At 43.6% G+C, this 14825-nt stretch carries 14 protein-coding genes and 1 pseudogene; 11 read left to right on the top strand and 4 right to left on the bottom strand.

All coding sequences use genetic code 11. From position 1 onward, the window contains the following. Window positions 1–25 precede the first annotated feature (25 nt). Window positions 26–1723, top strand: coding sequence for a [FeFe] hydrogenase, group A (locus DAHG_RS02715; protein ID WP_022936782.1), 1698 nt, complete (start codon window positions 26–28; stop codon window positions 1721–1723). A gap of 30 nt (window positions 1724–1753) precedes the next feature. Here the strand turns inward: DAHG_RS02715 and DAHG_RS02720 are convergent, their stop codons facing one another. The 3 genes from DAHG_RS02720 to DAHG_RS02730 are packed head-to-tail and all read right to left on the bottom strand — an operon-like array spanning window position 1754 to window position 4337. After that, window positions 1754–2521 carry a type III pantothenate kinase gene (locus DAHG_RS02720; RefSeq protein WP_022936783.1) on the bottom strand — a complete coding sequence of 256 codons (768 nt, stop codon included), beginning with the start codon at window positions 2519–2521 and terminating at the stop codon, window positions 1754–1756. A 3-nt stretch (window positions 2522–2524) separates the two neighbouring features. Beyond that, complete coding sequence (gene coaBC / locus DAHG_RS02725) at window positions 2525–3715, bottom strand: bifunctional phosphopantothenoylcysteine decarboxylase/phosphopantothenate--cysteine ligase CoaBC (RefSeq protein ID WP_022936784.1); 1191 nt, start codon at window positions 3713–3715, stop codon at window positions 2525–2527. Further along, a complete protein-coding gene (locus tag DAHG_RS02730; protein ID WP_022936785.1) occupies window positions 3708–4337 on the bottom strand; it encodes an ECF transporter S component in 630 nt (209 codons plus the stop codon). The genes coaBC and DAHG_RS02730 overlap by 8 nt, the downstream gene beginning before the upstream one ends. 118 nt (window positions 4338–4455) lie before the next feature. Here DAHG_RS02730 and DAHG_RS20400 point away from each other — a divergent pair, with 118 nt between their 5' ends. From DAHG_RS20400 to nrdD, 8 genes and pseudogenes are all read left to right on the top strand, one after another. Continuing rightward, window positions 4456–4926, top strand: a complete 471-nt coding sequence (locus tag DAHG_RS20400) for a VanZ family protein (protein ID WP_084744312.1) — start codon at window positions 4456–4458, stop codon at window positions 4924–4926. After that, entirely contained in the window at window positions 4886–6415 is a 1530-nt protein-coding gene (locus DAHG_RS02745; RefSeq protein WP_084744314.1) for an NAD(P)H-hydrate dehydratase, read from the top strand. The genes DAHG_RS20400 and DAHG_RS02745 overlap by 41 nt, the downstream gene beginning before the upstream one ends. Window positions 6416–6552: 137 nt before the next feature. Further along, the gene (locus DAHG_RS02750) at window positions 6553–6819 is read left to right on the top strand and encodes an autorepressor SdpR family transcription factor (protein ID WP_022936788.1); all 267 of its coding nucleotides are present in this window, start codon (window positions 6553–6555) and stop codon (window positions 6817–6819) included. Window positions 6820–6823: 4 nt separating this feature from the next. Next, window positions 6824–7477: an SdpI family protein gene (locus tag DAHG_RS02755; protein ID WP_022936789.1), complete on the top strand. Its 654-nt coding sequence runs from the start codon at window positions 6824–6826 to the stop codon at window positions 7475–7477. Then, the gene (locus DAHG_RS02760) at window positions 7470–8180 is read left to right on the top strand and encodes an ABC transporter ATP-binding protein (RefSeq protein WP_022936790.1); all 711 of its coding nucleotides are present in this window, start codon (window positions 7470–7472) and stop codon (window positions 8178–8180) included. The genes DAHG_RS02755 and DAHG_RS02760 overlap by 8 nt, the downstream gene beginning before the upstream one ends. Then, window positions 8173–9759: a hypothetical protein gene (locus DAHG_RS02765; RefSeq protein ID WP_022936791.1), complete on the top strand. Its 1587-nt coding sequence runs from the start codon at window positions 8173–8175 to the stop codon at window positions 9757–9759. Before DAHG_RS02760 ends, DAHG_RS02765 begins: the two co-directional genes overlap by 8 nt. A gap of 310 nt (window positions 9760–10069) precedes the next feature. Continuing rightward, window positions 10070–11377: a DNA recombination protein RmuC gene (locus DAHG_RS18565; RefSeq protein ID WP_205408090.1), complete on the top strand. Its 1308-nt coding sequence runs from the start codon at window positions 10070–10072 to the stop codon at window positions 11375–11377. Between the two features lie 255 nt (window positions 11378–11632). After that, window positions 11633–11737 (top strand): annotated as a pseudogene (gene nrdD / locus DAHG_RS22210) (anaerobic ribonucleoside-triphosphate reductase); the annotation flags it as partial. 63 nt (window positions 11738–11800) lie between these two features. On the opposite strand, the gene DAHG_RS18570 reads toward nrdD, so the two are convergent. Continuing rightward, window positions 11801–12466: a gamma-glutamyl-gamma-aminobutyrate hydrolase family protein gene (locus DAHG_RS18570; RefSeq protein ID WP_022936795.1), complete on the bottom strand. Its 666-nt coding sequence runs from the start codon at window positions 12464–12466 to the stop codon at window positions 11801–11803. A gap of 101 nt (window positions 12467–12567) precedes the next feature. Between DAHG_RS18570 and DAHG_RS02790 the strand changes: the two genes are divergently transcribed. Together DAHG_RS02790 and DAHG_RS02795 are read left to right on the top strand one after the other, a co-directional pair. Next, the gene (locus DAHG_RS02790) at window positions 12568–13647 is read left to right on the top strand and encodes an Rcat domain-containing protein (RefSeq protein ID WP_022936796.1); all 1080 of its coding nucleotides are present in this window, start codon (window positions 12568–12570) and stop codon (window positions 13645–13647) included. Next, window positions 13640–14824, top strand: a complete 1185-nt coding sequence (locus DAHG_RS02795) for an NAD(P)-dependent malic enzyme (RefSeq protein ID WP_022936797.1) — start codon at window positions 13640–13642, stop codon at window positions 14822–14824. The genes DAHG_RS02790 and DAHG_RS02795 overlap by 8 nt, the downstream gene beginning before the upstream one ends. Window position 14825: the final 1 nt, after the last annotated feature.

Raw genomic sequence — 14825 nt, forward strand, 5'->3', positions numbered from 1 at the left:
ACATTATAGAGAAAGGGTACAAATTATGATAAGTAAACATGAATTTTCCGCAATTCGGATACCGATAGAAAAGGATAATCCAGCCATTGTGCGAAATGAAGAATTATGTATTAAATGCGGCCAGTGTCGTAAAGTATGCGAAGAGGAGATCGCAGTTGGCCGAATGTATGATTTAGCGGCTACTAATGATACAGCGGTATGCATCCATTGCGGTCAGTGTGCGAATGTCTGTCCGGTTAACTCAATTAGTGAGGTGGATGACACTTATAAGATCAAACAGGCAATGCAGGATCCGTCTATGCGGATCGTTGTTTCAACATCACCTTCAGTAAGAGTCGCCTTAGGTGAGGAATTTGGCATGCCAGCCGGAACATTCGTGGAGGGCTTAATGGTTGCGGCTTTGCGCAGCTTGGGCTTTCATTATGTTTTGGATACAAATTTTTCAGCTGATCTGACAATTATGGAAGAAGCAGCTGAACTTGTGAAGCGAATCAGCACGCATGGTACTTTGCCGCAGTTTACGAGCTGCTGCCCGGCGTGGGTTAAGTTTGTGGAAACCTTCTATCCGGAAATGCGCAATCATTTATCGAGCGCAAAAAGTCCAATCGGCATGCAGGGGCCGACAATTAAAACTTATTTCGCGCAGAAGCAGAAGCTTGCCGCTGATCGTATTTTTAATGTGGCGCTGACGCCATGCACCGCTAAAAAATTTGAAATTGGTCGGCCGGAGATGAATGCAGCAGCTGCTGAGCTGGATGATGTAAATCTGCGTGATATGGATGCGGTCATTACTACCCGTGAGCTAGCCCGCTGGCTGAAGGCGGAGGGCATTGATCTGAACGCACTGAAACCAAGTGAATATGATTCATTTATGGGACCGGCATCGGGAGCTGGTATTATCTTCGGCAACACCGGCGGGGTTATGGAAGCGGCAATCCGGACAGCCTATTGGATGCTTACCGATGAGAATCCTAAGGCGGATCTTGTGAAGCTGACACCGGTTCGCGGCATGGATGGAATTCGTGAAGCCGAACTTGAAATTAATGGGATACCGGTCAGGGCTGCGGTCGTTCATGGAACGGAGAATGCCCGTCAGCTGATGGAAAAGATTAAAGCTAAGGCAGTTAATTATGATTTTGTGGAAGTAATGACATGCCGCGGCGGCTGTATTGGCGGCGGCGGTCAGCCTAAGAGTGCGGTACCGATGAATGATGAAATCCGTCAGGCACGTATTGATTCACTGTATCAAAAGGATGCGGACAGCACGATTCGTTTTTCACATGAAAACCCGCAGATTCAAGCGGTTTATAAAGAATTCTATTCGAAGCCTTTAAGCGAAAAAGCAGAAAGGTTCCTGCATACTGAATATGCGGACCGCAGTGCGATATTGAATGGTGTGCATCCTAAGGTGACGGATATACTGCCAAAAGCTGAACCGGCATCAAAACCAGCGACACGCCGTTTTAAATGTATGATCTGCGGATATGTGGCGGAGATGGATGAATTGCCGGAGGATTATAAGTGTCCGATTTGCTTTCAGGGCAGAGAGATGTTTGAAGAAATCAAACCCCCAAAGCCTGAAGCTGAACCGGCATCAAAACTAGCGACACGCCGTTTTAAATGTATGATCTGCGGATATGTGGCGGAGATGGATGAGCTGCCTGAGGATTATAAGTGTCCGATTTGCTTTCAGGGCAGAGAGATGTTTGAAGAAATAGTGTAAAAAAAACAAGGCGGAAAATTCTGCCTTGTTTTAATGATTGCGGTCGTAGATCGTTTTCAGACCTTTGAATGTCAGATCAGGATCATAGGTATCAATCATAGCTGTGTTGCTGCAGATGATGCGGCCTAAACCGCCGGTCGCAATCACTTTCATATCGCTGATGCCCAGCTCCTTCTTAAACTGTGTGATGATGTACTCGCATTGGCCGATGTAGCCGTAAACTAAGCCTGCCTGCATTGATGTGATGGTATTTTTCGCAAGAATTGTATCCGGCTTCTTAATTTCAATTTCCGGCAGCTTGGCGGCCTGTGTCCATAGGGCTTTGGCACTGATTTCTATGCCGGGAGCGGTTATGCCATATTGGAAGATACCATCTTTGCTGACATAGTCATAGGTTGTGGCGGTGCCGAAATCGATGACCAGCGCGTTGCCGCCATAGTTTGCCATACATCCTGCCAGATCGACAATGCGGTCAGCTCCCACTGAGCGGGGATCGTCAGTGCGGACGGAAATGCCGGTTTTTAAACCAGGACCAATGATGATCGGTTCTTTATGGATGTATTTGCGGATACTGTTGGTAAAGGCATGCATCACCTTAGGGACTACTGAGGAAATGATTACGTCTTCAATCGTATTGGCGTGAATATCAAAGGCATGCATGAAATTAATCAGATTGCTGCCATATTCATCACTGGTACGAATGGTTTTCGTTGTCAGACGGAATGTTGCCTTGATGGTATCCTCATCAAAAAAGGCGATGGTCATATTAGTATTGCCGATGTCTACTGTCATTAACATGATTTATTTCTCCTTTAAATGGGCTGCCGCGGTTTTTAATATAACTGCTGCGCAGTCATCTTTGCTCATCAAATCATAGGTTTTCTCCTCTGTTTCAGAGAGAATGGTAATGCGGTTGGTATCGCCTTGAAAACCGGCGCCGCTTTCACTGATGGAATTTGCTACCAGTAAATCGCAGTTCTTTAGGGCGCGTTTTTTTCGTGCATTCGCCAGTACATTTTCTGTTTCCATGGCAAAGCCAATCAATAACTGATGTGTCTTATGAGCGCCGCACCATGCTAGAATGTCTTCGTTTTTTACCAATTGCAGTGTCAGTGTTTCACTGGCCTTTTTTATTTTTTGCTGCGCAGGCTGTGCACAGCGGTAATCACTGACTGCCGCGGCCTTGATTACAATATCCGCTTCATCAAATTGTGCCTTGATTGCTTCTGCCATGGCGGCGGCGTTGGGCGTGTGAATCGTTTTGATGAACTGCGGCGGCTGAACACTCATTGAGGCGTGTATCAATGTCACATCAGCACCCATGCGCTGTGCCTGACGAGCCAGTGCGCAGCCCATCTTGCCTGAGGAATGATTGGTGATAAAGCGTACCGGATCGATGGCTTCCATTGTAGCACCGGCGGTGATGATTACTTTTTTACCAGCTAATTCATCACTGCTATGCAAACATTGATTAATGGCAGCCTTCAATATCTCAAGATCTGCCAGCTTACCCATGCCCGCATCACCGCATGCCAGATGGCCGCTGATCGGCTCAATGATCTGAATGCCATAATGCTTCGCCAGCTTCAGATTATCCTGGGTGATGGGATTTTGAAACATAGCGGTATTCATTGCCGGTGCAATCAGTTTCGGACACTGGCAGGCGAGAAAGGTTGTCGTCAGCATATCGTCTGCCTGACCATGAACAATTTTCGCAATTACATTGGCGGTAGCCGGTGCGATGATGAAGCAGTCAGCTTTTTTCGCGATGCTGATATGCTGAGTTGATTTTTCAAAACGATGATCAAAAGTATCCACCATAACGGTATGATTCGTCAGCGCTTCAAAGGCCAGCGGCTGAATAAATTCACAGGCATTTTTAGTCATGATTACCTCGACATCAAGATCGAGCTTTACTAAATCACTGACCAGCTGAACAGCTTTAAATGCTGCCACACAGCCGCTGATGCCGACAACTACACATTTACGCATGAGGAACTCCTTTCAAAAGCGGTTTGATCGCTTTATATATCGCAGATACAAGTATCAGTGCCAAGACTGCTTCCAGGATGCCATTGGTTGTAATGGTGCCCCAGATCACTCCCATCAGCGTGTCATAGGCTATGCCTTTTACCGCCGCGTAAGCCGGGCCGAAGAAAATATAAATACCTGCCAGAACTAAAACCGTATTGCATAATGAACCGATGATGGCGGCGGCAGCTACCGCGATGTTTTCATTGACCTTCAGCTTTTTTAAGCCGAGCATGACTAAGCCAGAGCTGACGCCAATCAAAATTCTTGGCACAAGGGCTACAAGCAATGAATTGAAATTGCCATGTAATTCACCGAATGAATAAAAGGGAGTAAATACAAAGCTGACTGGTGTTGGTGTGAGCGTATTCATCACTACACTGGTTAAACCAAAAACAGCGCCTAAAACAGCGCCTTCTTTCCATCCGCAGGCGACGGCGATTAAGATTACTGGGATATGAAGGGTTGTCGCTTTCAGCGGGCCGATGGGAATATAACCCAGCGGCGTAAGCATAAGGACTAGCTCAAAACCAATAAAAATACCTAATAAGGCCATTCTGCGTGTCTGCATTTTATTTTTCATGATGTTCTCCTTACTGTCACTCTTATAAAAGATGCAACGTAATAATGCGCATACATTATAAAACAGACTGATTTAAGTTTCAAGAAATAGTGTATAATTATTGTAAAGGAAGTGTTTTATGCGTAAAAGATACTGTTGGGGAATTGTGACCATTGCCGTGCTTATTTTGATATGGGGGAATTCAATGCTGCCGGGCAGCATTTCAGGAACCATTTCTTCTGAGGCATCACAGGGAATCCTGAGTGTAATTTATAAGCTGATTCCTAATTTGCCTTTTGATTTTGACAGCTTTCATTCCTTTATCCGCAAAGCTGCACATTTTGGTGAATATGCCCTGCTTGGTATTTGTTTCTATCAGTTTGTATGTACTTATCGCATAAAGCATCCGCTGATTTATACTTTAATGTTATGTGCCGGCTGTGCGTGCATCGATGAATTGATTCAGGCATTTACACCGAATCGTTTATCAAAGCTGAGTGATGTGATGCTTGATAGTATTGGTGCGTATTGCGGTATGGGTTTATGTCATAGAGTGAAGAGGAGGATGAATGATGCAAGTAATGGATGGCAAAAGAATGCGGGAAGCTGATGCGATCGCTTTAGAGGAATATCAGATTCCGACGCTGCTTTTAATGGATCGCGCAGCCGATGCGCTGATGAAGGAAGTTTTGCGCTGGCAAGTAAAGCGTGTCTGTATTTTATGCGGTTTGGGCAATAATGGCAGTGATGGGCTGGCGTTAGCGACGCAGCTGCAGCGTTTTACGGATATTAGTGTCAGTGTTGTTATGCTGGGCGAGGGGAATCAGATGCCGGCGGATGGTCAAGTCTATTATCAGATCATGCGCGCCTTGAATATCCGCTCTTTTATTCAGCCGGGTTTAGAGGATCTGCGGCTTTTGCTGCATGAGTCTGAGCTGTTGGTGGACTGCTTGTTTGGCACGGGGCTGAACCGTGGGATTGATGGTTTATTTTATGATGTGATTGAAAGTGTAAATGCCAGCGGCAAGCCGGTGATCAGCTGTGATATTCCCAGCGGAATTCATGCTGATACAGGCCAGGTTTTAGGCACGGCGGTGAAGGCCAAAGTGACGGTTACTTTTCAAAATCCTAAGCTTGGTCTTTATTTAGAGCCAGGCAGCCTGTACTGCGGGGATATTGTGATCGCGGATATCGGTGTGCCGAATGTGGTGATGGAAAGGCTGAAAAGCGGCTTTGAATTATTGGATCAAGAGCTTGCGCACCGGCTCTTGCCGCCAAGAGCGCGCAATGCGAACAAGTATACATGCGGTACAGCGCTGATAATCGGCGGTTCCAAAGGGATGAGCGGCGCTTTGCAGATGTGTGTAAAGGCATGTCTTTACAGCGGCTGCGGACTGACGACTTATGCGGCGCCGGCTTGTATTATGAATGCGCTGACTTCATCGCTGCCGCAGGCCATGAGCATTGCTGTTTCTGATAAGCAGGGGCATTTTGATAATGAATTTTGTGATGAACTGTTTAAGGCGGCACAGAACGTTGATGTGATTGCCTTTGGCTGCGGAGCGGGGCGCAGTGAGGATGTGGAGCGTATACTGGAACGGCTTTTGCTGATTGATAAACCGCTGATCATTGATGCGGATGGTTTATGGGCGTTAAGCCGCCGGCTGCCGCTTTTGAAGAAGCGCCGCAGTGCGACGATACTGACACCGCATATGGGAGAAATGCAGCGGCTTTGCGCTGTCGATAAGAATGCTCTGCAAAGTGATGTTTTGCGCTATGCCTTTGATTTTGTGAACGAGTATCCGGTGACATTGGTGTTAAAGGGTATGCGTACCTTGATTTTAGAGAAGGGCCGGCTGAGAATCAATACGACGGGAAATGAGGGGTTGGCAAAGGGCGGCAGCGGCGATGTGCTCTGCGGTATGATTACCGCTTTGATGGCTCAGCAGAAACAGGCGTTTGATGCCGCTTCTTTAGGTGTTTATCTGCATGGACTTGCCGCTGATCTGCAAAGTCAGCACACAGCGTTTTATGCAATGACAGCAAATGAATTAATTCAAGGAATCTCTGATGCCTTCCTTGCCGCTATGGATGAATAACAATATTGACAGGTTTCCGCAAGGAACCTGTTTTTTCTAATTGATGACAGTTTAGTCATTCATTTAGATAATTATCTAAATGTTGTTGACAGTGACGCAGCTCTTCTCTATACTGAAGATGACATGGAGGTGAGGGCTTGAGTTTTCAGGAAACATTTAAAGCATTATCCGATCCTACCCGCCGCGAGATCTTGGAAATGCTGAAGCAGCATAAAATGAGTGCTGGGGACATTGCTTCTCATTTCAATGTGAGCAATGCAACGATTTCGCATCATTTAACGATCTTAAAAACTGCTGGTTTGATTGATGATGAAAAGGTTGGGAAATATATTTATTATGAGATTAACTTAAGTGTTGTTGAGGAAATACTCGGCTGGCTGGCCGGCTTAAGTGATACGAGGTGATAAGATGAAGATCAAATTTAACTGGCGGCTCATGCTGCTGCCGTTCATTAATTTAGCTGCAATACTTTGTCTGCTGCCATTTTTGCCTGAACAGATACCGATGCATTTTAATTATCAATGGGAAATTGATGGCTATGGGTCAAAACTTTCGTTTATTCTGATGCCGCTTTTGCTGATTGGCTTAGGCTTGCTGTTTCAGCTATTGCCGCATATAGATCCCTTAGGCAAAAACTATGCGCGATTTCAAAAAAGGGTTGATCATTCATTCATCGCTCTGTCATTGTTTATGATTGGTACTGAACTGATTATGATTCTGGCTGCCGCTTCAATTGATTTTATAAAACCAGATATTTTGTTTCAAGGTTTGTTTGGCTTATTATTTATGTTTTTGGGCAATATCTTCCCTAAAATCAAACATAATTATTTTATGGGAATAAAAACACCATGGACCATCAGCAATGAAGATAACTGGACAATGACACATCGCTTTGGCGGTAAGCTATGGTTTCTTGGCGGCTTTCTTGCCATCTTGTTCATTGTGCTGCCCAAAGAACTGCGGACCATTGCTTTAGTGATTGATCTGATTGTTATCACTTTAGCGCCGATGATTTATTCATATATTTATTTCAGAAAGACAAGAGGATATGAAAATGCTTGAAATTAAAAATTTTTCTAAAAGTTATGGTGATAAGAAGGTTGTTGATAATTTGAATCTGAGCGTTGAAAATGGTGAGATATTCGGCTTTATTGGCCATAATGGTGCCGGCAAGACCACAACGATTAAGAGTATTGTGGGCATTCTTGACTTTGAAGCCGGTGATATCTTAATTGACGGCAAATCAATTAAGAATGATGAAATGGCATGTAAGCGGATTATGGCCTATATTCCTGATAATCCGGATATTTATGAATCTTTGACCGGAATTCGTTATCTTAATTTTATCGGTGATATTTATAAGGTGGATGCAAGGCTGCGGGAAACTTTGATTCGGCAGTATGCGGACGCGTTTGAATTGACGGCCAATCTGGGTGATGTGATTGCTTCTTATTCACATGGTATGAAGCAGAAGCTGATGATTATTTCCGCATTGATTCATCAGCCGAAGCTGCTGATTCTCGATGAACCGTTTGTCGGTTTAGATCCTAAGGCTGCGCATATTTTAAAGCAGCTGATGCGTGAGCTGTGTGATCAGGGTGGTTCGATCTTTTTCTCTACCCATGTTTTAGAGGTGGTGGAGAAGCTTTGTGACCATGTCGCAATTATTAAGAATGGGTCTATTATTACTGAGGGAAGTATTGATCAGGTTATGGGTGATCAAAGTCTTGAGGAAGTATTCCTGGAGCTGACGGATCATGAGTAATTTTATAAATCTTGTAAAGCTGCAGACGAGGAATTTATTATTCAGCAGTATCCGGCATACAAGAAGCAAGGGGAAACAAGCAGCGGGGATGGGCTTTTTAGCCTTTATGGTGGTTACCTTATTGGCGGTGTCCAGCTTTTATTCAATAACGCTGCTGAATGCGCTTCAGGGTGAAGAGCGGCAGCTGGCGCTTTATACGATGGCTTTGGCGGCTTTTGTACTGCTGCTGGTTTTTGCGGCATATAACTGCGGCAATCATCTGTTTGGCAGCAAAGACTATGACCTGCTGCGTTCAATGCCGATTTCTAAAACGGCGCTGGTTGCCAGTAAGCTGCTGTCGTTTTTATCTCTGCAGTATTTCTATGCCTTGTTTTTGCTGCTGCCGGCAATCCTGCTTTATGGTTTATTTACAGGTCAATCATTATTTTACTATCTGGGCGGGGTTGGAATGTTTTTAGTCCTGCCGATGCCGGCGGTGGTTTTATCAGCGTTGTTTTCGTTAGTGATTGGTTATGTCTCCAGTCATTTTAAATATAAGAATTTAGTTAGCAATCTTTTAATGATGATCTTTATCGTGTTGGTCTTTTTCGGTTCATTTATGATACAGACACTGGTTGGCAGTGCTGTTGATGTACAAGAAGTTATCCGCAACATGCAGCTTTATCTGCCATTCTTTGGCTTAATGGTAAAAGGCATGATTGAGGGAAGCCTGCTGAGTTATCTGCTTGGTTTATTATGCAATGTCCTGCCTTTTGTATTCTTTGTGGTTTTCTTTGCCAAGCGTTTTACGTCTATTAACAGCCGATTGAGAGGCAGCTATCGCGAGAAAAATTATAAGCTGGCTAAAATTAAACAAAGCTCAAGCTTTAATGCATTGTTTATGAAGGAGGTACGGCGTTATTTTGCCTGCGGTATCTATGTGATGAATACAGCTTTTGGACCGGTTATCATGCTGGGTGCCTCTATCTTTGCTTTATTCAGTAAACAGAGCTTGATGGCGATCATGAATGAACTGCCGCCGGAATTGACTGCTCAGATCAGCGTGATATTGGCGCTTGGATTGATTTTCTTAATTGTCATGAGCTGTACAACGAATTCATCAATTTCTCTTGAGGGCAGGCATCTATGGATCATTAAGTCATTGCCCATCCGCACGGAGGAAATCTTTGCGGCTAAGATCGCGCTGAATCTGATGATTCTGATTCCGGCAGCGATGCTTTCGGTTCTGTTATTGGCACTGTTGTTTTCATTAAATATCGCAGAGCTTTTATTGCTGCTTCTGTTATGTGCAGTTACGGCATTCTTTACAGCAAGTTTTGGCTTGATTGTGAATCTTAACTTTCCGCGGTTTGATTGGGTCAGTGAGACAACGGTCGTGAAGCAGAGTATGGCATGCATGATCAGTATCTTCGGCGGTATGATTTTATCGGGTATCATTGCCTTTATATCGATTCAAGTGATCGGCAGTATGCCGGTGCTTGTTTATCTGTTGATTTTAAACTTATTTTTTATCTTATTGGGTGTAATTTGTCTGATTTATCTGAAAAAGGCCGGCATTGCGCAATTTAAGCAATTATAGCATGCAGTTCATGATGAAGTCAGCAATCAGTGATTCAAGAGATGCAAGCTGGATCACAAAATTCTAAAGCCGAATAATTGAATGATATGGGAGCTGAAACGGCTCCTTTTTGTTTTACTAACCACCCATTATGCATGTTAGAATATGAATTAAAATGCTTTCTTTGATCGTATGAATCAGCAAGTATGTTAAAATAGAAGCACTGGAGGGATTCTATGGAATTATTACTTTATATATGTTTGATTGGGATTGCAGTGCTGGCTGTTTTGCTGTTTGTGCTGCATCTTGGTGATAATAAAAAAATGCGGCGATGATGGCGGAGCTGAAGCTGATGAAGCAGGAGCTGAGCGCATCAACGCAGAATCAGGTAAGCAGCCTGTCAACGGTTTTGTCTGATTCGCAGAAGACCTTTATGGAGCTTCAAAATATGCGGCTTCAGGAGCTGAATCAATCAATGAGTTCTCGTCAGGATGTTTTAGCGGCCAATATTAATACGCTGATTAAGCAGATGGATGAGCGGATGCTGAAGGTCAATGAATTAAATACTGCCAACAATGAGATGGTACGCCGTCAGCTGTTTGAAACGAGCAGCCAGCTTGAGGAAAAGGTGAATGTGCTGACCCGTCAAAATGAAGAAAAGTTGGAACAGATGCGTACAACACTGGAACAGAAAATTACGGAAATGCAGGCGGACAACGGCAAGCGTTTGGAAGAAATGCGGGTTACGGTTGATGAAAAGCTGCAGGATACGCTTGAAAAGCGTATTTCTAAATCATTTCAGCTTGTGTCTGAGCGTTTGGAACAGGTTTATAAGGGACTTGGTGAGATGCAGACGCTGGCTGCCGGTGTCGGTGATTTGAAAAAAGTGCTTGGCAATGTGAAAACCCGTGGTATTTTAGGTGAGATTCAATTGGGAGCCATTTTGAAAGAAATCTTGGCGCCTGAACAATTTGAAGAAAATGTCGCGACCAAAAAGGGCAGCAAGAATGTTGTTGAGTTTGCGATTAAAATGCCTGCTGATAATGATCGCTTTGTTTATCTGCCAATTGATTCAAAGTTTCCAAGTGAACCTTATGTAAAGCTGCTGGATGCCTATGATACCGGCGATAAGGAACAGATTAATGCGGCGGGGAAGCTGTTGGATACAGCGATTAAACAGAATGCTAAGGATATCCGAGATAAGTATATTGATGCCCCGAATACAACAGATTTTGCAATCATGTTCCTGCCATTTGAGGGCTTGTACGCGGAGGTTGTGCGCCGTGGGCTGATTGAAGTGCTGCAGCGTGACTATAAAATCAACATTGCCGGACCTACAACGATGGCGGCCTTATTAAATTCATTGCAGATGGGCTTTAAAACACTGGCTATCCAAAAGCGTTCCAGTGAGGTTTGGGATGTACTGGGAGCCGTTAAGACAGAATTTGAAAAATTTGGCGATGTTCTGTCGAATACTCAAAGCAAGCTTGATCTGGCACAGAAGGAGCTTGATAAATTGGTGGGTGTACGCACGCGTCAAATTCAAAAACGACTCAGTTCAGTGACCTCACTGGATGAATCGGCTTCAGCGCAGATGATTGAGAATACAATGGCTTTTGCCGAGGAAAGTGAAGAATAAAAATGGGCATTGTGAATGCAAGCAATGCTTAGATAGCTTATACTTAAGGTAAGGAAAAAGGAGAAATGCGATATGGTATTTAATAAATTAATTAATGGTGTGCAGATTAGCGCCAATGAGGAAATGAGTGATCAGGATTGCCGCAATTACATTGAATGGGCCAGAAAGAAGAATCCCGGTCATGTCATTGAATCAATGAATCTTGAATTTGATGGTGAGGATGTCGGTATCGAATATAAAATTGCACCCGTGCCTTTTGAAAAGATTCGCCGCATTACCGGTTATTTGGTAGGCACACTGGATCGCTTTAATGATGCCAAGGCAGCAGAGGAGCACGACCGCGTTAAGCATACAATTTAAGGGGAAAGAAAAATGCGCAGATCAGCGATTAGGACTTGATGTGCGCATTTTTATATTCAGTTATTATTTTTGGCATTGCTTAATAAAGCTCTTAAACAGCCTTAGCTGATCAGGCTCATGCGTTAATGCTTCAGGATGCCACTGAACAGCTAGTATGTTATCGGCTTCAATAGCTTCAATGTAGCCCTCGCTGCTGAAAGCAACGGCTTTTAAGCCATCACCCAATCGATCAATCACCTGATGATGCAAAGAATTGACCTGTGTGCTTTCATTTAAGATTGAGGCTAGCTGACTGTCCTTAACAATCTTAACTTCATGAGTTAAAACATGACGGTCTGCTTTTTGGCTGTGGTTGGGAATGTCTTGAATCAGTGTACCGCCAAAAGCTACATTTAATACTTGCAGGCCCCGGCAGATTCCTAATATTGGTTTGTGCTGCTGCATAAACGCTTGAATAAGGTTTAAGTCAAGTGTGTCAATTTCATCAAAATAATCCGTCACTGTAGGATCAGGCAGCTGATGATAGAGCGCGGGGTTTAAATCAGCGCCGCCAGGCAGCAATAAGCCATCACATGTTAAAGCGGCTTGTTTGGCGTCCATTAACGGAAAGATGGGAACGCCAAGGGCATCGATCTTATCCAGCATATATAAATAATCAGTATTCGCGTAATGATAGGTATAATCCTTGTCTTTCATGCAGCGTACCGCCACAGCAATTTTTGTTTTCATTTGTTCACCTCAGATATTTGTATTTTATCATAAATTATAAGAGGATAAAAGCTTTTAACTATGTTATAATAACCTCGAAGAAATTGGAAATGAGGCGTTTTATGAAAGAGATTCAATGCCCAAAATGCAATACGCTGATTCAGCTTGATGAAGCGGGAGGCTGTACCCATTGTCATTATGAGTTAACTGCCAATGATATTGTAAGCAGTTTGTTTGATGATGAGTTTTTCAAGCGGCTGGCACTCGATGAAAAGCATCCGCTGCGTGAGGGATATGCTTATTATTTTGATGGCAATCTGAAGAAAGCAGAGCCGCTTTTCAGTTCTGTTGATAAGCGGGATAAAGCGTTTATTTATGCTTATTTCGGAGAGATGCTATGTATCAGCGATGGGTTTGAAATCAGTTTTGCGCCTTTTGAAGAGCCTTATCAAAAGATGATGCAGACCGTATTGAAGCAGACTAAAAATCAACCGGAAGCGGCATGGCTGAGTTTCATTTTAAATCGCTATCTGATGAAAAATAAAGCCCTATATGATGAACAGCTTGCGAAGATTGCATCACTTAAGCAGCAGCAGGCGGCTGAAATAAATGCGAAGGAAAATGAACTGCGTTCTTTAGAGCTGAAAAAGGCTGCCAAGATACAAAAGAAGCGTGAGCAGCTGCCGGCTCTTAAATGGGGTGTGCTGATAGGCATATGGTTGCTTTCGGCAGTATTGTTTACTTGGGGCTTTGTGGCTGGCAAAGCATCGTACTTCACTTTGATCATTGCGATACTTGTGCCTTATACATATTGTCTTGCGTTAATTCCTTTAATCAGTTATGCCAATAATGAAAAGAAGTTTTATGGCTTTTCTTTGCTTTTGTTAGTGCTGCTTTATCCGACTTATTTTGCGGCAATGCTGATTGGCATGCTGATTATCAATGATTCAACGCTGTTTTCACTGACAATATTTCAGGAGCGTTTATTGATTTATGCGGTTATTTTAGGTATATCATCCTTCATTCAGTTCATTGTTTTTATTCTGAATGAAAATAAGCTGCATAAAAAAATGGTTAAGTATACGCCGGCTAACAGCTTTGATGTCAGTTTAGATCAAAGCGCGCTGACACTTTGCGAGGCTGAGGCGTTAGTTATGGATAAATGGTTAAATTTTGATAAGAAGGAGAACAATTATGAGTAATGTATATGAAGAAGCATTAAAGAAACATGCGCAGTGGCAGGGAAAGATTGAAACTAAGGTTGTCTGTGAAGTCAATAATGCAGAAGATCTGACTTTGGCCTATACCCCGGGAGTTGCCCAGCCATGCCGAGAAATTCATCAGGATTTAAAGAATGTTTATAAATATACCGGTAAGGGTAAGACGGTAGCGGTTATTACAGACGGTACGGCGGTATTAGGCTTGGGAGATATCGGGCCGGAAGCGGCTTTACCGGTAATGGAAGGCAAATGTGTATTATTTAAACGGTTTGCAGATGTCAACGCGGTACCAATCTGTCTCGATACAAAAGACCCTAAAGAGATTATTGCCATCTGTAAGGCATTGGCACCAGCTTTCGGCGGTTTTAATCTTGAGGATATTTCAGCCCCTCGCTGTGTTGAAATTGAGAGAACATTAAAAAAGGAATTAAATATACCGGTTTTTCATGATGATCAGCATGGAACGGCGATCTGCGTGACTGCGGCTTTGATCAATGCTTTAAAGGTTGTTAATAAAAAGGCTGAAGATATTACGGTTGTTGTGAGCGGCACCGGTGCGGCAGGTTCTTCCATCATTCATATGCTGAAAGATTTTGGCGTGAAGGAAATCTATGGTTTTAATATTAATGGCATTGTATTAAAAGCGGATAAGGAGAAATATGATTTCTTAACCCAAGAGCTGTGTGAAATCACAAATTCAGAGAATAAACGGCTGAGTATGGCGGAAGCTTTAAAAGAGGCTGATGTTTTTGTAGGTGTCAGTGCGCCAAAATTGCTGAATAAAGAAATGGTTGCCGGCATGAAACGTGATCCGATCATTTTTGCGATGGCAAATCCTGAACCTGAAATAACAGTTGATGAAGCATTGGCTGGCGGTGCCCGTGTCGTTGGTACAGGCCGCAGTGATTTCCCTAATCAGGTAAATAATGTATTAGCTTTCCCAGGTTTATTTAAGGGAGCTTTATCGGTGCGGGCGACAAAGATTACAGAGGAAATGAAAATGGCGGCGGCCAGAGGAATTGCCTCTTTGATCAGTGATGAAGAGCTGAATGAAAATTATGTTATTCCTTCTGCCTTTGATCCTAGAGTTGCCGATATGGTAGCAGCTAAGGTAGCAGAGGTTGCATTGGCAAGCGGTGTTGCCCAAAAAGCAGAGTAAA

Origin of the sequence: Dielma fastidiosa (assembly GCF_000313565.1) — a bacterium.
GTDB lineage: Bacteria > Bacillota_I > Bacilli_A > Erysipelotrichales > Erysipelotrichaceae > Dielma > Dielma fastidiosa.

Bases quoted from the DNA above. Each gene is read 5' to 3' on its own strand.
- DAHG_RS02755 (WP_022936789.1), top strand. From the start codon at position 6,824: ATGAAGATCAAATTTAACTGGCGGCTCATGCTGCTGCCGTTCATTAAT.
- DAHG_RS20400 (WP_084744312.1), top strand. From the start codon at position 4,456: ATGCGTAAAAGATACTGTTGGGGAATTGTGACCATTGCCGTGCTTATT.
- DAHG_RS02730 (WP_022936785.1), bottom strand. From the start codon at position 4,337: ATGAAAAATAAAATGCAGACACGCAGAATGGCCTTATTAGGTATTTTT.
- DAHG_RS18570 (WP_022936795.1), bottom strand. From the start codon at position 12,466: ATGAAAACAAAAATTGCTGTGGCGGTACGCTGCATGAAAGACAAGGAT.
- coaBC (WP_022936784.1), bottom strand. From the start codon at position 3,715: ATGCGTAAATGTGTAGTTGTCGGCATCAGCGGCTGTGTGGCAGCATTT.
- DAHG_RS18565 (WP_205408090.1), top strand. From the start codon at position 10,070: ATGATGGCGGAGCTGAAGCTGATGAAGCAGGAGCTGAGCGCATCAACG.
- DAHG_RS02765 (WP_022936791.1), top strand. From the start codon at position 8,173: ATGAGTAATTTTATAAATCTTGTAAAGCTGCAGACGAGGAATTTATTA.
- DAHG_RS02795 (WP_022936797.1), top strand. From the start codon at position 13,640: ATGAGTAATGTATATGAAGAAGCATTAAAGAAACATGCGCAGTGGCAG.
- DAHG_RS02760 (WP_022936790.1), top strand. From the start codon at position 7,470: ATGCTTGAAATTAAAAATTTTTCTAAAAGTTATGGTGATAAGAAGGTT.
- DAHG_RS02715 (WP_022936782.1), top strand. From the start codon at position 26: ATGATAAGTAAACATGAATTTTCCGCAATTCGGATACCGATAGAAAAG.
- DAHG_RS02720 (WP_022936783.1), bottom strand. From the start codon at position 2,521: ATGTTAATGACAGTAGACATCGGCAATACTAATATGACCATCGCCTTT.
- DAHG_RS02745 (WP_084744314.1), top strand. From the start codon at position 4,886: ATGATGCAAGTAATGGATGGCAAAAGAATGCGGGAAGCTGATGCGATC.
- DAHG_RS02790 (WP_022936796.1), top strand. From the start codon at position 12,568: ATGAAAGAGATTCAATGCCCAAAATGCAATACGCTGATTCAGCTTGAT.